At 71.1% G+C, this 19,693-nt stretch carries 18 protein-coding genes; 12 read left to right on the forward strand and 6 right to left on the reverse strand.

What is annotated here, in order from left to right; all coding sequences use genetic code 11:
- Nucleotides 1-32: 32 nt before the first annotated feature.
- Complete coding sequence (locus OG811_RS22720) at nucleotides 33-422, forward strand: hypothetical protein (protein WP_406068522.1); 390 nt, start codon at nucleotides 33-35, stop codon at nucleotides 420-422.
- A 625-nt stretch (nucleotides 423-1,047) separates the two neighbouring features.
- On the opposite strand, the gene OG811_RS22725 is transcribed toward OG811_RS22720, so the two are convergent.
- On the reverse strand, nucleotides 1,048-1,257 hold the full coding sequence (locus OG811_RS22725) for a hypothetical protein (protein WP_406068524.1): 210 nt from the start codon (nucleotides 1,255-1,257) through the stop codon (nucleotides 1,048-1,050).
- Between the two features lie 836 nt (nucleotides 1,258-2,093).
- Nucleotides 2,094-2,405 (reverse strand): hypothetical protein, encoded by a 312-nt coding sequence (locus OG811_RS22730; RefSeq protein ID WP_406068525.1) that lies wholly within the window; start codon nucleotides 2,403-2,405, stop codon nucleotides 2,094-2,096.
- Nucleotides 2,406-2,548: 143 nt separating this feature from the next.
- Here OG811_RS22730 and OG811_RS22735 point away from each other — a divergent pair, with 143 nt between their 5' ends.
- Complete coding sequence (locus OG811_RS22735; protein WP_406068526.1) at nucleotides 2,549-3,286, forward strand: dienelactone hydrolase family protein; 738 nt, start codon at nucleotides 2,549-2,551, stop codon at nucleotides 3,284-3,286.
- Nucleotides 3,287-3,392: 106 nt separating this feature from the next.
- On the opposite strand, the gene OG811_RS22740 is transcribed toward OG811_RS22735, so the two are convergent.
- From OG811_RS22740 to OG811_RS22750, 3 genes are all read right to left on the reverse strand, one after another.
- Nucleotides 3,393-6,296, reverse strand: a complete 2,904-nt coding sequence (locus OG811_RS22740; RefSeq protein WP_406068527.1) for an AAA family ATPase — start codon at nucleotides 6,294-6,296, stop codon at nucleotides 3,393-3,395.
- 123 nt (nucleotides 6,297-6,419) lie between these two features.
- Nucleotides 6,420-6,659 carry a hypothetical protein gene (locus OG811_RS22745; protein WP_405433864.1) on the reverse strand — a complete coding sequence of 80 codons (240 nt, stop codon included), beginning with the start codon at nucleotides 6,657-6,659 and terminating at the stop codon, nucleotides 6,420-6,422.
- Nucleotides 6,656-9,835, reverse strand: a complete 3,180-nt coding sequence (locus OG811_RS22750) for a type 2 lanthipeptide synthetase LanM family protein (protein WP_406068528.1) — start codon at nucleotides 9,833-9,835, stop codon at nucleotides 6,656-6,658. The genes OG811_RS22745 and OG811_RS22750 overlap by 4 nt, the downstream gene beginning before the upstream one ends.
- Nucleotides 9,836-10,114: 279 nt before the next feature.
- Here OG811_RS22750 and OG811_RS22755 point away from each other — a divergent pair, with 279 nt between their 5' ends.
- The 4 genes from OG811_RS22755 (at nucleotide 10,115) to fabG (ending at nucleotide 13,591) form a co-directional block, all read left to right on the forward strand.
- Nucleotides 10,115-11,935, forward strand: a complete 1,821-nt coding sequence (locus OG811_RS22755; protein ID WP_406068529.1) for a BTAD domain-containing putative transcriptional regulator — start codon at nucleotides 10,115-10,117, stop codon at nucleotides 11,933-11,935.
- Between the two features lie 80 nt (nucleotides 11,936-12,015).
- On the forward strand, nucleotides 12,016-12,384 hold the full coding sequence (locus tag OG811_RS22760; RefSeq protein WP_124855632.1) for a hypothetical protein: 369 nt from the start codon (nucleotides 12,016-12,018) through the stop codon (nucleotides 12,382-12,384).
- The gene (locus tag OG811_RS22765) at nucleotides 12,384-12,848 is read left to right on the forward strand and encodes a 3-hydroxyacyl-ACP dehydratase FabZ family protein (protein WP_405433857.1); all 465 of its coding nucleotides are present in this window, start codon (nucleotides 12,384-12,386) and stop codon (nucleotides 12,846-12,848) included. Before OG811_RS22760 ends, OG811_RS22765 begins: the two co-directional genes overlap by 1 nt.
- Complete coding sequence (fabG, locus tag OG811_RS22770; protein ID WP_406068530.1) at nucleotides 12,845-13,591, forward strand: 3-oxoacyl-ACP reductase FabG; 747 nt, start codon at nucleotides 12,845-12,847, stop codon at nucleotides 13,589-13,591. Before OG811_RS22765 ends, fabG begins: the two co-directional genes overlap by 4 nt.
- Here fabG and OG811_RS22775 read toward each other — a convergent pair.
- Nucleotides 13,563-14,450: an SDR family NAD(P)-dependent oxidoreductase gene (locus OG811_RS22775; protein WP_405433854.1), complete on the reverse strand. Its 888-nt coding sequence runs from the start codon at nucleotides 14,448-14,450 to the stop codon at nucleotides 13,563-13,565. The two genes, fabG and OG811_RS22775, sit on opposite strands and share 29 nt — an antisense overlap.
- Nucleotides 14,451-14,629: 179 nt before the next feature.
- Between OG811_RS22775 and OG811_RS22780 the strand changes: the two genes are divergently transcribed.
- The 6 genes from OG811_RS22780 to OG811_RS22805 all read left to right on the forward strand — a co-directional run bounded on the left by OG811_RS22780 (nucleotide 14,630) and on the right by OG811_RS22805 (nucleotide 19,645).
- Nucleotides 14,630-15,586, forward strand: coding sequence for a beta-ketoacyl-ACP synthase III (locus OG811_RS22780; protein ID WP_405433853.1), 957 nt, complete (start codon nucleotides 14,630-14,632; stop codon nucleotides 15,584-15,586).
- Nucleotides 15,587-15,627: 41 nt separating this feature from the next.
- A complete protein-coding gene (locus OG811_RS22785; protein WP_405433852.1) occupies nucleotides 15,628-15,882 on the forward strand; it encodes an acyl carrier protein in 255 nt (84 codons plus the stop codon).
- Nucleotides 15,879-17,234 (forward strand): condensation domain-containing protein, encoded by a 1,356-nt coding sequence (locus tag OG811_RS22790; RefSeq protein ID WP_406068533.1) that lies wholly within the window; start codon nucleotides 15,879-15,881, stop codon nucleotides 17,232-17,234. Before OG811_RS22785 ends, OG811_RS22790 begins: the two co-directional genes overlap by 4 nt.
- 211 nt (nucleotides 17,235-17,445) lie before the next feature.
- Nucleotides 17,446-18,414, forward strand: a complete 969-nt coding sequence (gene sbnA, locus OG811_RS22795; protein WP_272619357.1) for a 2,3-diaminopropionate biosynthesis protein SbnA — start codon at nucleotides 17,446-17,448, stop codon at nucleotides 18,412-18,414.
- Complete coding sequence (gene sbnB / locus OG811_RS22800) at nucleotides 18,408-19,442, forward strand: 2,3-diaminopropionate biosynthesis protein SbnB (RefSeq protein ID WP_406068534.1); 1,035 nt, start codon at nucleotides 18,408-18,410, stop codon at nucleotides 19,440-19,442. Before sbnA ends, sbnB begins: the two co-directional genes overlap by 7 nt.
- Nucleotides 19,439-19,645: an MbtH family NRPS accessory protein gene (locus OG811_RS22805; protein ID WP_328375647.1), complete on the forward strand. Its 207-nt coding sequence runs from the start codon at nucleotides 19,439-19,441 to the stop codon at nucleotides 19,643-19,645. The genes sbnB and OG811_RS22805 overlap by 4 nt, the downstream gene beginning before the upstream one ends.
- Nucleotides 19,646-19,693 lie beyond the last annotated feature (48 nt).

Raw genomic sequence — 19,693 nt, forward strand, 5'->3', positions numbered from 1 at the left:
ACAAGTCGACGCCGACGTACTGGTATCGGCTGATGCAGCCATGGGTGGGCCTCGGCATCCTGCACCACGTCAAGGAGGAGCCGGGGCCCACCTCGACCCGGCGTCAGGTCCTGGTGGACCTCGCCTTCGGCGTCGAGGACTGGGTCGCCGACGCAGCACTGTTCGCACTCGTCACCGCCGCCTACCGGGAACCAGCCCTGCGGGAGGAGGTACGCCAGCTCGTTCGGGCCCGGCTCGACGCGGCGGCGGCGGATCGGCTGGTCACGATCGAGGAATCGCTGGCGCAGCTGATGCTCGTCACTCCTGGCTGCCGCGCCGACGACCGGGCTGTGGCGACCGCGGTGCTGGCCCGCGCCACACAGGACGACGACGAGAAACCCGCGTCGCCCAAGAAGCGCCGCGGGTGGCAGCGCCGCGGCTAGGGCGACAGGAGCTCGTCGGGCGGCAACACCCAGGCCAGCTCGGCCCCAGCTATCGAGTCTGCTGATCGCAACGAGCGCCTGGATGCGTCCGCAGTCCTATCCTAGGACGCTCTGCAGGCTGTGTTTCTCCTCAACAGTGCAGTCTGGATGGGGCGGCAGGACGGGTCCTTGACCGTTCGCCGCAACGGGCCCGGTAACGGCAAAGGCCCGCCGATGGGGGAGTGGCTGACATGGGATGGCATTAGGACGTGATGCACGATGGCGTTCTGTCCGGCTATGCGGATGTATCGAGCTGTTCCGGCATGGCGTGACAGAATCGTTGTAAAACTGGGGGTCAAGGGGTCGTCGGTTCGAATCCGGCCGTCCCGACAAGGTGAAATAGCAGGTCAGGGGGCTGGTCCGAGACATCGGGCCGGCCTTTCTGGCTTTCTGGGGACCACGCCGGTCAAGTGTGTCGTCCGGTAGCGCTCCTTGACCGTCGGTCAAGTCTCAAGCGCCAGCCGGGATGCCTGCCGAATTGCTCGCTCTCTGGATCAAGGCGCCCCGCGAAGCGGGGCGCAGCCGCCGCGCTCGGCCTGCTGGCGACCTCCGGCCGGCATCGGCCGGCGCGGCGGCGCTACGGGCCTCATGACTGGCCGTCTCTCCAACTCTGCCGCGTGCCTTGGCGCCCGAGGAGGTAGCGCCAGAGAGACAACGCCAACACGTTCAGCACGAACGCCGCCAGGAGCTGGTGCGACATCTCCCAGCCCGAGAGAAAGGCGTTGCCGAACACCGACGCCCACAAGACGACAGCAAGGCCGACGAACAGCCGCCACAGCCCCCATGACCGCTCCATCTGGCCAGCCTAGATAGATGAGGATGTGACAGGCCAGGAGCAGCCGCCCGGCTCGAACACCGAGGGGCGCCGCGAGTGGTCCGAGGCGAGCCGGGACGATCGCCGGACGGGCTGGCCGCCGCCGAGGTTGGGGGCGATCGGCTGCCGCGCAGCGGAGCTGCTTGCCACCGGAGCCGTCGCGGTCCCGGTCCGCACGGGGCACGACGGCGAGGACCAGGACGTGAGCCATCCCCCGCGTGCCCGATCCTCTACGCCACCCGCCCGGCGTCAAGGGCGCTACGCGTCGCTGACGCGATGGCCTGCGGCCACCCTTGACCCCGAGCGGGCGTCGCAGTTCTTGGCACCGGTCGAGGGATGGCCGCAGCGTGGGTGTCCAGCGCCGACCAGGACGCCGAGCGCGTGCCCGTTGCGTGCCCGATGCGACGGCCAGCGAGGGTCAACCACGGCCAAGGACGAGAGCGACGATCAAGCTGTGACTTGCGCAGACGCCAGGTCAGGGAGCCGCCAAAGCTCCATGATCGACAATTCCTAAACCGTGCACTGCGGTCATTGAGCGCGTCAGCGTGCCGGGGACCAAGTGGGGACCACACGGCCTGCGCGATGGTGCGCGGCACGGCGTCGACCGAACGGCCTGATCTTGGGGATAGCGTGTGTGACGTGCGTGGGCGTGTGGCGGATCGTCCTGGGGGTCAAGGGGTCGTCGGTTCGAATCCGGCCGTCCCGACAAACTTAAAGCCCTGATCAGCGGAAACGTCGGTCAGGGTTTCAAGTTTGTCTATGGGTTTTTGAACCGCCCCCCGAACCCCCCCATTTACCGGGGTCGACAACCAGGTTTGTCATCCATGCGCATCGTTGGGCAGGGCGGGTGCGTGACGTTGCCGCCTTCCGTGGTCGGTGCCGAGTCGCTCGAGGATGTCCGAGACGTCCGGGGCTTGGGCAGGCGTGGCGATGTAGTACGTGGCGGTGACCTCCTCGCTGGAGTGCCCAAGTTGCGCTGCGGCGATCTTCGTATCGGTCTCTTCCTTGATGAGGGTGGCCACGGTTTTGCGGAAGATGTGGGGAGTGACCCAGGTCACCGGCTTGTTGTCGTCTGTGGCATCCAGCCACGGAGTCTCCGCAGGAACCCGTTGGCGGATCACGGCGACCACTGCTACTTTCCCGGAGGGCCGTGCGAGACAACGAGGAGGTGGTACCCGTGAACGTGTCGACATGGGTGCTTCCCTCCGGGGTCACGGTCGGGCGATAGGTCGTCCGGGAGCGCCGTCCACGAGCACTCCCGAAGGGCACGACCATGCAATTCACTTCTGAGCAGCGCCTCGACGACGGTGTCCTTGAGCGCGAATTCACCCTCGGTGAGATCCCCGGCATCCTGTGGACGCCCGCGACCGCATCCGCGCCGACGCCGGCGCCGCTGATCCTGGTCGGCCACCCCGGCGGACTGCACAAGATGTACCCCCGCTTGGTGGTCCGGGCGCGGCACTCCGTAGCGGCGGGCTTCGCCGCGGCCACCATCGAGCTCCCCGGGGGCGGTGACCGGCCCCGTTTCGCCGCCGCCGAGGAGGCCCGCGCCGACCTGCGCCGGGCGTTGGAGGCTGGCGAGCCGGTCGATGACGAGATCGTCGACCGGCTCGTCCTTCCGCTGGTTGAAAAGGCGGTCCCGGAATGGCGGGCCGCCCTGGATTCCCTCCTTTCGCTGCCCGAGATCGGCGGCCCGGTCGGGTACTCGGGAGGGGTGATCGCCATCGGCCTCCGGCTGGCGGTGGTCGAGCCGCGCATCTCGGCCGCCCTTCTGTTCGCCGGGAGTTTCGTGCCCCGCACCATGTTCGAGGAGGCCCGGCAGGTCACCATTCCGCTGCAGGTCCTGCTGCAGTGGGACGACGAGGGAAACGACCGGCAGTTGGCCCTGGACCTGTTCGACGCCTTCGGTTCCAAGGAGAAGACGCTGCACGCCAATATGGGCGGGCACACCGGCGTTCCGCAGTTCGAGGGGGACGATGGGAACCGGTTCTTCGCCCGGCACCTGAAGTGAGGCCGGCAGCAGACGCTACGAACTGTCGGCCAGGATGCCGCTCAAGTGACCAGGATCGGCGTCAACGGCTGCCGACGAGGCCAGCGCCAGGAAGCTCAGGAACCGGTCAGCCACTGTCGATATCGGTCGCGATATCGCTCAACGCGATCCGGTTCGGCTGGCCGGTCTTGGTGATGAGGCTGGAGACATGCCGCTCCACCGTGCGCGGTGACAGGTGTAGTCGCTCGGCGATTTCGCGGTTGCTCAGCCGGCCGGTGAGCAGCCGCAGCACCTCCCACTCGCGTACCGTCACGCCCGCTGTCCGCAGCTCAGGTGGGATCTCTGCGGCGCCGCGCCGGCGTTGGGTGACCCGCGCGCCCGCTTGGCGCAGCAGCGTGCGACACGCCCCGGCGACCGGCGTGACCTTCGCCTGGTGGAAGTAGTCCTCGGCGGCACGCAGCCACTCCACAGGGGTGCCCCAGCCATCGGCGAGCGCCGACTCGGCGACCAGCCGCAGGGCGAGGTGCCGCCCCATCGCGTACAGCGCGCCGACCTCCATGGCCTCGGCCACGGTGGCGGTCGCGGCGTCGTGCTGACCCGCGCGGCCAAGCAGGACCGCCCGGGCGAAGAGCGCGAACTGCCGGTCCCACGGTAGCTGGCTCGCCGGTGTGCCGACGATCGCTTCGTACGCCGGAAAGCTGACCTCGCTGGCCATCGCCCGCAACAGCAACTGGAGGCCGAGCCGTCCACCCAGGTGGAACACGGTCGGGTTTGTCTCCTCCGCCCGTACCGCCAGGGACAGCTCGTCCAGCGCCCGCGGGCGGTCCTCCTCGAGCAGCGCGCAGAACGTGCCGGCCAGCCCGTGGACCCGCTGCGTGTGCAGGCTCTCGTCACCGCCCCAGCGCCGGAACTCAGCGAGCGCGTCCTGCATCTCCACCCGCCGGCCCTGGTGGGCGGCGAGCACCGCGCTGAGCAGCAGCACGTACTGGGTGGTCTCCATCAGCTTCAGGCGGGTCGTCGCGGTGAGGACCTGGTCGATCAGGTCCTGTGCGGCCGGGTACTCGCCGCGCATGATCAGGTGCAGCGCGATGCTCGCCTCGGCCTGCTGGCGGGCAGTCACCGCCCCGGCCCGCAGCGCTCGTTCTCGGGCCTGTTCCAGCCGGTCCAGTGTGCCGTGTAGCAGCGCGTCGTCGTTGCCGAGCCGGATCAGCGCGTGGACCTCCCAGATCGGCAGGCCGTGCTCGGCGGCGATGGACCGGGCCTGCTCCAGGCAGCGGGTGGCCTCGGCCGGGTCGCGATGCCGGACGAGCGCACCGAGCAACTGCCAGGCCTGACAGGCCACCACCGGCAGCGGCACCGCGGCGCCGACCGTGGCGGCCCGGCGGGCCAGGGTCTCGGCGACCTCCATCTGGTCCCGCCCTGGCGTGTCCAGGGCCAGGTGTGCGGCGACGACGTCGATCGGGGCTTCGTCCTCCGCCGCGGGGTCCGGGCCGAGCAGCTCACGGGCGATCTCCACCTGGGCCAGCGCGTCGGTCAGCTCCCCGGCCAACACGGCGGTCCAGGCCAGCCGGGTGTGCAGCCTGGCCTGCCGTCGAGCGGGAAGACCGGCCACCTGGTCCGGACTGTTGACCAGCTCCAGTGCCCGCCGGACCAGGCCAGCCTCGCCGAGGGCCTGCAGGAGTGTCTCCAGGGTGTCGGCGCGGGCCTCGGCCGGCCCGTCGGCCTGGAGCTCCCAGGCCCGGTCGAGCAGGGCGACGGCCGAGGTGGCGGCACCCTGCGCGAGGGCCCTCCGGCCGGCTTCGGCAAAGAGTCGACCGGCCAACAGGGCGTCGCCGGTCTCGACGCGCAGGGTGGCGGAGATCTGGCACCACTCACCCGGCAACTCCGGGTGGACCTTCGCGACGGCCTCGGCGACGGTGTGGGCCAACTCCCGCCGGTCGGTCGGCTCGACCAGGGCGAGCAGCGACTCGCGGGTGACACGGTGCCGGAAGGTGTACCAGTCGGTCAACTGGTCGTCCGGTGCCACCAGCTGGGCAACGATGTCGCCGTGCAGATGGTTGAACAGGTCGCGGTCGCTGAGCCCTGTCGCCGACTGCACCACGGCCACCGAGAAGCGTTGCCCGATCAGGGCGCCGCAGGACAGCAGCTCCCGGGCCTGCGGGCTCAGCTTCTCGATCCGGTGCGCCATGCTTCTGGCGAAGGCGGCGGGCAGGGTGGCGGGCGCCTGTGGAGTGACGAGCCACCCCTGTGGACCGTGCCGGAGCAATCCGTTGTCCACCATCGCCGCGAGGATCTCCTCGATGAGGAACGGGTTGCCGCCGCTGCCGCCCCAAAGCAGCTCGGCCGCGGCCGTTGGCAGCTCATCCGCCGCCACGCCGAGGCAAGCCCCGGCCATGGCGCGCAGGTCCTCGGGCCCGAGACCGCCCAACTCGATCACGGTGCACCGGCCGCGGCGGGCCGCTGCCCGAGCGACCTCCAGCGCGGGGGAGCCGTCCGCTCGGAGGACGCCGACCAGCAGGGTGGGCTGCTCGTCGAGGTTGTCGATCAGATATTCGACCACCATGAGCGTCTCGGCGTCGGCGTCCTGGAGATCGTCCAGGACCATCAGGCACCCGCGGTCCTGGCCGGCGAGACCGGTCAGCCGGAGCACCGCCTCGGCCAGGATCACCACCGATCCGGTCTCCTGGTCGGCGAGGGGGGTGCCCCAGTCGGGCACCAACCGGCCGAGAATCGGCCCGTACGGGCCGAGCGCCGTGACGTCCACTGTGGCCGAACGGAGCAGGGACAGTACCGCCTCGGTGAGCGGGCGCAGCGGCACTCCGGTGCCGAGTGCGCTGGCCCGCCCCCGCAGCAGACTCATTTCGGCGGTGTAGGCGGACTCGGCGGCCGCCGCGGCGAGCCGCGACTTGCCGACGCCGGCCTCTCCGACGATGAAGACCGCGCCCCCGCGCCCGACGCGGGCAGCCTCGATCATGCCGATCAGCACACCGAATTCCGCATCTCGGCCGACCAGGACGCGTGATCGTTGCACGGCGGCAACGTTAGCGAGGCGGTCCATCGATAACCAGGGTCAACCGGTAGGCGCACCGAGCCCGGCGAGATTATCGTCCGACCGGCCTGATCGCGGCGCTGACCGGGCGGTCTCCGCCCAGGGTCACAAAGGGAAAGTAGGGCAGCAGGTGGTGAGCGCGAGCGGGACGGCGGCGTCGACGTCTCCGGCGTCGCCAGCGACCAGGTGTCCAACCAGGAGACCCACCGGGATGGCCAGACCGGCCAGGGCCGCCGTACGCAGGCCAAAGGCCACCATCGGGCTGACCTTTGGCTCCCCGGCGGGGTGCGGGTCCTCGACGTGGGCGGTGTCGGCGAGGTCGGCGGTGAGCTGGTGAGACATCATTTTTCTTCTCTCCTCGGGGTGAAGGGGTTGGTGAGCGACAGCCAGCCGGGTCCGGTTGGCTGCGGGGCGGGTTCCAGGAGCAACGCGGACGGAATCCGTGCGGCCAGGGCGGAGCGCAGCAGTCCGTAGCCGATGCCGGCGAGGCCGGTCAGCAGCCCCGGTGTGAGCACTCCGTCGGGTGTGCCGCAGTAGCGCGTCTGCCATTGAAGGGAGTTGAGGAGCAGGGTGGTCCGCTGCCGTAGCGCGGCGGCTGCCGCAGGGCCGGCCGGCCCCGCGGCCAGCACAGTCAGCGCCTCGCCGACGCCGGACTCGCCGTGGCAGAGACTCAGGTCGCGGGACAGCGGCCGGTCGGCCAAGCGTCGGACGAGGTGAGCCGGCGCGTCCGGGTCCGCGGTGGGGGAGGTGCCCGCGTCGTGCCGGCCGGCGAGGGCGAGGGCCAGGCCGGCGGTGCCGGCACACCACCCGGACGAGTTGGTCGGGGTCTGCCGGGCGTGCCGCAGAGCTTTCCGTGCCGCGTCCGCGTGCTGCGGGGAACCGCCGCCGACGTTGACGAACCGGTGCAGGGCGTACGCGATGCCGGCCGTGCCATCGGCGAAGCCAGCCGGACTGGCGGGGTGATCGAACGCGGTACCGGCCAGCTGGTCGGCGCAGGTCCGGGCCAGCGCCGCCGCCCGATCGAGACCCAGCTCGGCGTGGATCGAGGTCATCGCGGCCAGGCAGCCGGCCTTGCCGGTGGCCCAGTCGTCGGTGGCGGAGCCGGCAACCGCGACCTCGGCGAGTTCGACCGCCGTGTCGACCCACCGACCGATCCCCGGGTCGTCGAGCAGCACGGCCAGCCGAGCCAGCCCGTAGGCCAGTCCGCCGAGGCCGTGCAGCCCGCCACAGCCGATCGCCGTGACCAGCTCGGGTCGATCCGAGAGCAGGCGCAGTAGCCCCGGCGTCGCGGCGACCGCCCGACGGGCCACGTCGCCGTAGCGGGCCACGCCGCTGATGTGAGCGAGCTGGCCGAGGAAGAGCGCCATGCCGAGGTACCCGTTGGCCAGGCCGGCGCCCATCGGGAGCAGCAGCCACTGCCGGTCGTCGACCAGTTCCAGGCCGAGCCAGTTCACCCGGTCCCGGCCCGGTGCGCCACGGGCGACGATCTGGTCGGCGATCGCACAGGCTGCTGAGACCAGCCGTTCGGGTGGGGCGGCCGTGCCGTGCGACGGCCCTGGCATCGGCGCCGCGTCGCCATGCGCGCCGACCGGCCGGCGGGTGGCCAGGCTGGCCGTGATGACCCACTCCTGGTCCTGCCGGTCGACCTCGCCGAGCCCGCCGATCCGGTCCAGTGCAGCGTCGACGCCACTGCGGTACAGCGGCACCGCGGTCGGCTCCCCGTCGGCTGCCAGGTGGGGACTGTCGGCCCGGGCGTGGAAGTACGGCACGTCACCGCGCCACAGGGCCACGATCTCGTGGCGCGCGAACACCGGGTCGCCGGGCAGTGTGGTCCGGCCGCAGAGCTGCCCGAGGAAGCGGTCCCGGTCCAGACCGTCGCGCAGCAGGCTCGGGTGGGTGGCCTCGTCGAGCAGCGTACGGTAGGCCCAGGTGGGCCGCACGACGAGTCGCACCGTCATGGCCGACGACGCCTTGACCAGCTGGGCGAAGTCCCCGCGGTGCGCCTCGATCGCTTCGTAGCCGAGCCGGAAACCCTCCAGCATCGCCGCCTCGTGGTCCTCCGGATCGATCACCCGGTCGCCGAGCCGGGGGCGGTTCGAGGCACCGTCAAAGGCGGATGCGCGACGTACCAGGCGCATCTGGTCAGTGCCCGGGTCCGCCCAGTCGATCCGACTGACCGGGCTCTGCCGGCCCTCGTCGCCGCCGGCGCCGGACAGGTCCATGATGCCCTGCTCACCGACGACGATCAGCGGCAGCAACGCGGTTCGGTGCACCGAGGCGGCGAGCAGGTCGGCGGCTGGATCGCCGCTCTGGGTTGCGGGCCGCCAACTGGGGCTGAACAACGTCTCGACGTCGATGGCCACGGGGTCCTCGCCGCTGGCGATCACATTCTCGTAGTGCAGATCGGTGGTGTTGAGCGCGTGGGCGAGCGCCAGCAGCGCGCCCTGCCGTCGATAGAAGCGGTCCGCGCCGTCCGGGTCGGCCAGCGGTGCCGCGATCACGAACTCGGTCCAGCCGTACTCCGGGCGGACCAGGCAGGCGGCTGTTCGCATGCCGACGGTGGGCACCATCCGGTTCATCCAGCCGACGAAGGCCGCCAGCCGGTCGTCGTGGGTGAGATCCCGGGGCTTGTAGACCAACCGCCGGCCGTCGGCGAACTGGACCACGGTGGTGGTCCGGCCGGCCCGGTGCGGATCACCCCGCCGGTCGTCGACGGCCACCAGGGGGCCGGGGTCGACGCCGCCCAGGAGGTTGTCGACCAGGCAGTTCCGATCGGCGGTGTACCGGGCGAGCAGCTCCAGCATCGCGTCGGTGACGTGCGCGGTGGCCTGCCCGAGCAGCCGGGCCAGGACCGGAAGATCGGTGAACAGCGCAGCCAGCCCTGCCGGGGTGGCAAGCTGGCGGACGAAGTCGACGAATCGGGCGCGACTGTCGGCACCCTGGAGGAGGCCGGCGGTCCTGCGGCGGTGCAGCTCCTCGACGAAGGTACGGGCGGCCAGCGCGGCCAGTTGCCGTTCCAGGGTGGCCCCCAACGCGGCATCCAGCGCGCCCAGGTCGACCTGGGCGTCGGTCACCGGGCCGGCGTCCCGGCGGAAGCGAGCCCTCGCTTGGTCGACCAACGGGCGCAACGGCAGGGCGAACGCCGTCCTCCAGTCCGCTGGGACCGGCACCGACGGAGGCGGTGCGGCGGCGCGCACCGCGGACTCGATCAGGACCGCCCAGGGCGGCGGGCCGACCCGCGCGGCGAGGTGCCCGTCCTCCTCGGCGAGGAACGTGAGCAACCGGTCCTCGTCGACGCCCAGCTCGCCCAGCCGGACGTCCAGCTCCGGGCCGCGGTCGGCCCGCCACAGATCCAGCCGCCGCCGCGCGTGCCCGAGCCGCCCGGTGTCCACCGGGTCGGTACCGCCGCCGCCGGTCACCCGCTCGTGCAGCGCCAAGCCCCGCGCCCACCAGCTCTGGCGGAGTCGGGGCGACTCGGCCGGAGCGAGGCTGGGTGGGCCGTCGGCGTCCGTGGTGTTCATCGAATTGAGGGTGCCAAGCGGCGGCGGGTAACTCATGCGTGGGATCCACCCAAATTCTTGTCGACCTGGCTGGTCGCCGCAGTTCGCGCACTTTCCGGTGCTGCCCGGACGACAGTCGGTGATGACCGCCCGGAGGGTGGGACCGGGGGCGGGTGTCGGTGGTGTGGCGACATCACGCGGGTGCGGACGACGGAACTTGGGTGCCCGGCACAGATGCGTCGACGCGCGACGGTGGTCGAGTCTCCGACTGTTCGATGGGCTGACCCGATCGGAGCGACTGTGGAGTTTCGCGTACTGGGGCCGGTGAGCGCCTGGCGCGACGGCGGTGAGGTCCCGCTGGACGGCGCCAAGCAGCGCACCGTCCTGGCCGTCCTGTTGCTCGCCCGAGGGCGAATAGTCTCCGACGCGCGTCTCTGCCAGCTGCTGTGGGACGAAAACCCGCCGGCGACATTCGCCGCCCAGCTCTACAACTACGTCTCCCGCCTGCGGAAATATCTCGGCGACGAGGTGGAGATCGTCCGGCAGTGGTCCGGGTACCTGCTGCGGACGGGGGACAGCCGACTCGACATCGACGAGTTCGAGCGGCTGGCCGGACTGGGTCGGGACGCACTGCGCTCCGGCCGGCACGAGGAGGCCGCGCGGGACCTGCACGAGGCGCTGGCGCTGTGGAGCGGAGCGACGCTCAGCAACGTCACCGACTACCTCATCGAGGCGGAGTCGCCCCGGATGGCCGAGGTGCGGATGGCGGTCCTGGAGGATCGCATCACGGCCGACCTGATGCTGGGCCGGCAGGCCGACCTGGTGGTGGAGCTGAGCGATCTGGTCGCCGCGCAGCCGCTGCACGAGCAACTGCGCAGCCACTTGATTACGGCGCTGCTGCGATGTGACCGCCAGGCCGACGCGCTGGCCGTCTACCACCAGGGCCGGCGGGTGCTCGCCGACGAGTTGGGTGCCGATCCGGGCCCGGCCCTGGCCGAGGCGTACCAGACGGTGCTGGCCGGCCCCGGGATGCCCGACGTCGCGGTCGCACCGCGGGCCGGACCGGGCTGGCGCGACGTCCGACCGGCGATGCTGCCGCCCGGGGCGCAGGACTTCTGCGGCCGGGAGCAGGAGCTGCGGGCGCTGGCCGGGCTGCTCGCCGAGACGTCGCCGTCCGCTCCGCAGCGGACGCTGCTGACCGGGATGGCCGGCGTCGGCAAGTCGGCGCTGGCGCTGCGGGCCGCGCACCTGTGCAGCAGCGAGTTCCCGGACGGGCAGCTCTACGCCGACCTCGGCGGCACCCGGGGCAACGCCACCGACCCGGGCGACGTGCTGGGCTGGTTCCTCCGGAGCCTCGGCAATGCCGAGGAGGCCATTCCGAGGCGCCTCGACGAACGCGAGTGCCTCTACCGCAGCCAGTTGGCTGGCCGCCGGGTCCTGGTGGTGCTCGACAACTCTGCCGACTATCCGCAGGTCCGCCCGCTGTTGCCCGGTGATCCGTCCTGCCGGGTGATCCTGACCTGTCGTGGCCGCCTCTCCGAGTTGCCCGGTGTCACCCGCGTCGAGGTGGGCATCCTCGATCCGGCGCAGGCGCTGGAGCTGTTCGCCACCATCGTCGGCTTGTCGCGGGTGGCCGCCGAGCCCGGTGCCGCACACCGGATCGTGCAGTTGTGCGGGCGGCTCTCGATCGGCATCCGGGTGGCTGCGGCGCGGCTCATCGCTCGGCCGCACTGGTCACTGCGCTACCTCGCGCAGCGGCTGGCCGACGAACGGTTCCGTCTCAACGAGCTACGGCTGGGGACGCTGGACGTGCGGGCCCGCATCGAGGGCAGCTATCAGGAGTTGGAGGTCGAGAGTCAGGTCGCGCTGCGCCGGCTGGCACTGCTGAAAACGGCCGTCTTCCCGATCGGGGCCGCCGCCCGGGTGCTCGGCGTGACGCGCCGGGTGGGGGAGGAGGTGGCCGAGAGCCTGGTCGATGCCCGGCTGTTGGAGATCGCGGGCTCGGACGGCGGGCGCCGGCAGCGACACCGCTTCCACGACCTGGTGCGGGTCTTCGCGCGGGAGAAGGCCGACCCGGTGGACCACCGCGTGGTGACCGCCAGATCGGCGTTGTCGGCATAGCCGCGCCTGCGGATCCCCGGCGTTTCCGCCGTGCTCCCGGCGTATGGAGAAGATATAGCCGGTGCCAGCACGGTCAGTGAGTGACCATCCTGATCCCGCCCGAGTGCGCGACCAACGCGCGGATCGACCTCGACCACGCCAGCGGGGACGAGATCGTCGGTCGAGTTCGGCCCGACCGGGACGACCCGGTCTTCGCCGGGCACTATCCCGGCTTCCCCCTGCTGCCCGGTGTCTACATCGTCGAGTACGTGCACCGCGCCGTCCTCGCGGCGATGCCGTCGGAGATCCTCGCCGAGCTGGTGTCCTGCCGGTTCCTCCGAACGATCGATCTCGACGACGAGCTGGTCATCACCATCCGGCGCGACGGCGGGCTACGCCGGGGCACGGTCGCCGTGTCCGGCGTACCGGCCGCCGAGGTGGTGTTGCGCTATCAGGAAGGAAACCCTTGATGCTCGACCGCGACGACATTCGACGGCTCATCCCGCACCGACCGCCGATGCTCCTGGTCGACCGAGTCAGCGAACTGGTACCCCGGAGCCGGCTGGTGGGCAGTTACACGGTGACCGGGACCCGGCCGCTGCCTGCCGTGCTGCTGTTGGAGTCGTGGGGCCAGGCCGCGCTGGTGCTGATCAGGCACGACCGGCCGATGCCCGCCGTGCTGACCGACGGAGTGCCGATCGCGGGTGCCTTCGAGGGGATCCGCTTCGGCCGGCCGGTGCTGCCGGGTGAGACGGTCGAGCACCGGGTCGAGCTGATCCGGCTGATCGCCGACACGGGTTTCGTTCGGGGCGAGAGCGTGGTCGGCACCGAGGTGGTCATGCAGGTCGGTCGTCTGGTCGGCGCGGTGCGCCCGGCGGCTGCGCTTCGCCCCGCCGTCCTGGCCGGGGTCTCCGACGTCAAGGAGTCGACATGAGTGAAATTCGACGACCGGTCGCCTTGGTCAGCGGCGGATCCCGAGGGATCGGCCGGGCCGTGGTCCGGCAGCTCGCCGCAGACGGGTACGACGTGGGTTTCTGCTATCAGAGCAGCCGGGAGGCCGCCGAGAAGGTGGCCGCGGAGGTGCTGGAGACCGGTGCCCGGGTGCTGGCCCGGCAGGTAGACGTCGCCGATTCCGCGCAGGTGCGCGACTTCGTCACGGGGGTGGAGCGGGACCTGGGCGAGATCGCGGCCCTGGTGACCGTCGCCGGGATCATCCGTGACCGACCGGTGGCGATGATGGCCGACGAGGACTGGCAGTCGGTGATCGACGTCAACCTCGGGGGTGTCTACAACGTGTGCCGGGCGGCGATCCGCCGGATGATGCGGCGTCGTGGTGGCGCCATCGTCACGGTGTCCTCGGTAGCCGGCATCACCGGCAGCCCGGGCCAGACCAACTACTCGGCCTCGAAGGCCGGCATCATCGGCTTCACGAAGGCGCTGTCGAAGGAGGTCGGCCCGTACGGGATCAGGGTCAACGCCGTGGCGCCGGGGTTCATCGAGACTGACATGCTGAACGACCTGCCTGCCGGGCTGGCCGTGGGCGTCCAGCAGCGGACCGCCCTCGGCCGGCTGGGCCAGGCGGAGGAGATCGCCCCGGTGGTGACGTTCCTGCTGTCGGAGCGGGCCTCCTACCTGACCGGGCAGGTCGTCACGGTTGACGGTGGTCTGACGTTCTGACCCGCTGTGCCGCGAGCCGGGTCCGCATGGCCTCCAGGCGGACCTGGCTCGCCTGCGTCCGGGCCCGGCGCGCCGTGATCCGGGGATAGGCCGTGCCGAGCAACCGGGTGAGCAGGTCGACCCGGCGGGCGTCCGCCCCGACGACGATCTTCACCCGGTTGCGCCGGACCCCGCGCAGGATGAGCCGTGCGGCCTGCTCGGCCGAGGTCGTCGCCTCCCGGGCGAAGCGCTCCCGGATCCCGCCGTAGCCGAGCCCTTTCGCGGCCCGGGCGTTGCTGAAGATGTCGGTCCGCACCTTGCCCGGGTAGACGCAGCTGACCTTCACCGGCACGTCGCCGACCCGCATCTCCTGCAACACCGCCTCGGTGAAACCCCGGACGGCGAACTTGGCCGCGTTGTACGCGCTCTGCGCCGGTGCCGCGGTCAACCCGTACATGCTGGAGATGTTCACCAGGTGGCCCTGGGAGGCGACGAGTAGCGGCAGGAACGCCCGGGTGCCGTGCACCACGCCCCAGAAGTCGACGTCCAGCACCCACCGCATGTCGTCCCACTCGGCCTCGGTGATCGAGGCCAACAGAGTCACCCCGGCGTTGTTGATCACCACGTCGGCGCCGCCGAAGTCGGCGCGTACCTCCTTGGCGTGGGCCTGCACCGCCAGCCTGTCGGTGACGTCCAACCGGTAGGTGCGGACCTCGGCTCCCCGCTCGGCGCAGCTCGCCGCGGTCTGCGCCAGGCCCTCCTCCGCCGCGTCGGAGAGGGCCAACCGGGCGCCCTGGGCGGCCAGCTCGACCGCCAGCGCCCGGCCGATGCCCGAACCGGCTCCGGTGACGACCGCGACCTTTGCTCGGAACTCCTCCATGCGCGCTCCCTCGGAATCGGCGTGCCCGCCTGCGGCGACACACTTCCGCCGTACGGTCCGGGGCCGGGCTATCTCTTTTCCATACCGGGCGCGATGTAGAGAAGTTATGAGAGCCCCGCCGAACACTGCCTCCGGACGGTGCCACCAGGACGCCGACCAGGCGTGGTGCGGAGGAGGCGATGGCACAGATGACAGGTGCGGCAATCACCGGGCTCGGGGCGTACCGGCCGAGCAGGCTGATCACCAACGAGGAGATCGCCGAGGAAGCCGGTGTGACTCCGGAGTGGATCGAGGAGCGGACCGGCATCCGGTCGCGCTACCGGTCCGGGCCGGAGGAATCCGTGACGATGATGGCCGCCGAGGCTGGCGGAAAGGCGTTGGCCATGGCGAACGTCGACCCGGCCGACGTGAACCTGGTCATCCTCGCCTCGGCGACGAAGAAGGACCGCATCCCGGGCGGGGCGCCCGAGGTAGCCAGCCGGATCGGCATCACCGCCACCGGCGCGTTCGACCTGAACGCCGCCTGCGCCGGCTTCGCCTACTCGATCGGGATCGCGGCCAACGAGATCCGGATGGGCAGCGCCCGCAACGTGCTGGTCGTCGGGGCGGAACAACTGAGCCGTTTCATCGACCCGGAGGACCCGGCGACGTACGTCATCTTCGGTGACGGTGCGGGTGCCGCGGTGGTCTCCCCCGCGGAGGTCGACGGAATCAGCCCGACCGTGTGGGGCAGCGACGGCTCGCGGTCCGACATCCTCGGCACCAAGTGGGACGCCAACGGCCGCGAGTTCGCCAAGATGGACGGCCCCCTGGTCTACCGCTGGTCGACCAAGAACGTGCCGAGGGTGGCCCGCAAGGTGTGCGCCTCCGCCGGCGTCGAGCTCTCGGACATCGACTGGTTCGTGCCGCACCAGGCGAACCTCCGCATCGTCGACCAGCTGGCCGAGATCCTCCAGATCCCGGACGAGAAGGTCGCCAAGGACATCATCGACACCGGCAACACCTCGGCCGCGTCGGTGCCGCTGGCGCTCAGCCGGCTGTACGAGAGCGGTCGGACCACCCCCGGCGACCGGGTGATGCTGCTGGGCTTCGGGGCGGGACTCGCCTACGCCGGTCAGATCATCCGGATGCCCTGACCACTCCGATCAAGACCCCTTCCTACGAAAGGACATGCACCATGACGATGACCGTGAACCAGGTGTCCCTCGACGTCGTATCGCTCACCCGCAAGCTGATGACCGAGGACGTCGACCGAAAGATCAACGCCGACGACACCTTCGTCGACCTCGGGCTGGACAGCCTCAAGCTCGTCGACCTGCTCGCCGCCGTGGAGACCCACTTCGACATCGAGGTGCCGGACGAGCTGGTCGGCAGCTTCGCCAAGGTCCAGGATCTCAGCGACTTCGTTCTCTCCGCCAGGTCTCCGGTGTGACCGAGGACGTCCGGGAGCTGTCGGTCGGGCAGCGAGCGCTGTGGCTGGTCCACCGGTTGGCCCCGGACAGCCCGGCCAGCAATGTGGTCCACGGTCTGCACGTCGAACCGGTGCTCGACCTCGACCTGGTACGCCGGGCGGTGGCGGCGGTGCGATCACGGCACGACCTGCTCAGGTCCCGGTTCGTGCAGACGGATCAGGGGCCGGTGCGGGTCGTCGATCCCGACCTCGGGTGCGAGGTCGAGGTCCACGATGTTCCCGACCTGGACGACGACGGGCTGTTGCGCCGCTGCCAGGAGTTCGGCGACCAGCCGCTACGGCTGGCGCAGGACGGTCCGATGCGGGTGGCGTTGCTGCGGCGGCGCACCGACTGCGTGCTGGTGGTGGTCATCCATCACATCGCCACCGACTTCCACTCGCAGCGGATCGTCTGGCAGGAGTTGGACGGCGCGTACGGGGCGTTGCAGACCGGGCGGTCGGTGGAGTTGCAGCCGGTCTCCGGCAGCTACGACGACTTCCTGGCCCGGGAGCGGGCGGCCCTCTCCGGCGAGCGCGGCGAGCGGCTGCGCGCCTACTGGGATCAGGTCTGCGACGGCGCCACGGCGGCCACCCTGCCGACCGACCGGCCCCGTCCGCCGGTGCGCTCGTTCCGCGGCGGCGCGTTCAGTCAGGAACTCCCGGACGACCTCGCCCGCCGGCTGCGGGAGACCGCGGCGGCGGCCGGGGTGACGCCGTACAGCGTCGTGCTCGCCGCGTTCCAGGCGACGATGTACCGCTACACCGGTCTGGGGGAGCTCACCGTCGGTTGTCCGGCCTCGCTGCGTCGGGGACGGGCGCTGCGCGGGGTGGTCGGCATGTTGATCAACACGATCGCGTTGCGTGGATCGTTCGACGCGGACACCACGTTCGCCATGGCGATCACCGCGGCGAGCCGACAGCTGACCGACGCTGTAGCCCATGCCGCCTACCCGTTCCCGCTGCTCCGATCGGGCCGTCGTAACCAGGATCCGCCAGTGCGGGTGACCGTCACCCTGCTGGCTCACCAGCACGGCGACAACTACACCACCCGGCGGCACGCGTTCGCCGGGCGCCAGATCCGGCTGCTGGACATCCCGTACGACGAGGGCCAGTTCGACCTGTCGGCGACCCTCACCCAGTACCAGGACGGCCGGCTCCAGGCGGAGTTCGGTTACGACACCGACCTGTTCGACGAGGCGACCGTGCAGCGGCTGGCCGGGCACTTCCTCCAGATGCTGCGGGTGGCCTGCACGGCGCCGGAGACGGTGGTGTCCCTGGCGCCGATGGTCGACCAGGCGGAACTGCGCGAACTGCTGGCGCTCGGCACCCGATAGACCGGTGCGGCGTGGCCCGCGGCGCCCCCGTGCTGCCGGGCCGGCGCGTCCGCCGCACGGGCCGGATCCGGCCGGCGCGACCCCCGTCGCCGGCCGGACCCAGGCCCGGCGGTGGCCGCCCGAGGCACCGGTATAGGGGCGGTATAGCGCTGATTGACAACTTCGTGGCATTGGTAGGTCACTTGTGGAGGGAGGAACGGTGCGCGAGGGCATCCTCTCGACGGTCGGGAACACACCGCTGGTACAGCTGGTCCGGTTGTTTCCGGAGTTCCCCTCCCGGTTATTCGTGAAGCTCGAACGCTTCAATCCCGGCGGCAGCATCAAGGACCGCACCGCGCTGAGCATGCTGCGCGCCAAGGTCGAATCCGGGGAGCTGGTGCCCGGCCGATCGGTGGTCGTCGAGTCCAGCTCGGGCAATCTGGCCATCGGCCTCGCTCAGGTTTGTGCGTACTACGCGATCCGGTTCATCTGCGTGGTCGACCCGAAGACCACCCGGCAGAACCTCGCGATCCTGACCGCGTACCACGCGGAGATCGAGATGGTCGAGCACCCCGACCCGGTCACCGGCGAGTACCTGCCGGCCCGGCAGCGCCGCGTCCGCGAGCTGTGCGAGCAGGTCCCGCACGCCTACCGCCCGGACCAGTACGCCAACCCGCTCAATGCCGCCGCGCAGCGGCAGACGATGGCCGAGATCGTGACCGCGCTCGACGGGCGGATCGACTATCTGTTCTGTTCCACCGGCACCTGCGGGACGCTGGTCGGCTGCGTCGGCTACCTCCGCGACCACGGGCTGTCCACGCGGGTGGTGGCGGTGGACGCGGTGGGCAGCGCCATCTTCGGCGACGAGCCAGCGACCCGGCTGATCCCCGGGCACGGCGCCTCGGTCGTGCCGCCGCTGGCCGCCGACGCCACCCCGGACGAGATCATGCACGTCTCCGACCTGGACTGCGTGGTCGGTTGCCGGTTGCTGCTGCACCGGGAGGCCATCCTCGCCGGCGGGTCCTCCGGCGCCACCGTGGCCGCACTGCGCCGACGGATGGCGGACATCCCGGCGGGCGCCACCGCCGTGCTGATCCTGCCCGACAACGGCGACCGCTACCTCGACACGATCTATTCCGATCAATGGGTTTCCGGGCACTTCGGGGAGATCACCCACCTGTGGAAGGACGCTACGTGCTGATCATCGGTCGGGCTGTGGTGCGGGACATCCTCGACGGCGACGACGCCCGGGTGGTGGATCTGGTTCGGCACGCGTACCTGCTGCACGAGCAGGGCCGCACGAGCCTGCCGCACTCGGTCTTCCTGCGCTTCCCGCAGCAACCCCGCGACCGCATCATCGGCCTGCCCGCCTACCTCGGCGCCGACCCACCGGTGAGCGGCATCAAATGGATCTCCTCCTTCCCCGGCAACCTGGCCGCAGGGCTGGAGCGGGCCAGCGCGGCGATCCTGCTGAACTCGATGCGTACCGGCCACCCGGTGGCCCTGGTCGAGGGCTCGGTCATCTCGGCCCGGCGTACCGCGGCGAGCGCGGCGCTCGCGGCCGGCCTGCTCACCGCGCACCGCCGCCCGGACGGTCTGGCCCTGATCGGCTGCGGGCTGATCAACCAGCAGGTGCTGCGGTTCGTGGCGGGCACCATCGCCCCTCCGCTGGCGCTGACGCTGTTCGACACCGACCCCCGCCGGGCCGAGGCCTTCGCCGAGGTCGCCCGGACCCTGCTGCCGGGGACGCCGACGACACTGGCCGGGACTGCCGAAGAGGCGATGGCCGCGCACCGGCTGGTCTCGATCGCCACCACCGCCACCGAGCCCCACCTCGACCTGGCCGCCTGCCGGCCCGGCGCGATGCTGCTGCACCTGTCCCTGCGCGACCTGCTCCCCGAGGGGCTGCTGACCGCGCGCAACGTGGTCGACGACCCCGATCACGCCTGCCGAGAGGGCACCTCGTTGCAGTTGGCCGAGCAGCTCACCGGCGGCCGGAACTTCATCCACGCCACCATCGGCACGCTGGCCGGCGGCCAGGCGCGGCTGCCCGTCGACGACGTACCGGTGGTGGTGTCCCCGTTCGGCCTCGGCGTGCTGGATCTCGTGCTCGCCGAGCACGTCCGCGCCACCGCCGTACGGCGGCGCCTGGGCGTACGCGTCGACGACTTCCTACCCGTGGTGGACGCCACCGTGGCGTCCACCGGATCCCTTAAGGAGTGGCAATGACGGACAACCGCAGCTACCGAGTGGTGCTCAACGACGAGGAGCAGTACTCGGTCTGGTGGACCGACCGGGATCTGCCCGCCGGCTGGCGTGCCGAGGGCACCGAGGGCACCCGCGACGAGTGCTTGGCCCGCATCGACGAGATCTGGACCGACATGCGGCCGCTGAGCCTGCGCCAGCGCATGGAGTCCCAGGCCACGGCCTGACCACCTGATCCGATCCCACGCCCGCGCCCGGTCCCCCGGAGGAGCACC

This window comes from Micromonospora sp. NBC_01638 (assembly GCF_045209745.1).
In the GTDB taxonomy this organism is placed as follows: Bacteria; Actinomycetota; Actinomycetes; order Mycobacteriales; family Micromonosporaceae; genus Micromonospora.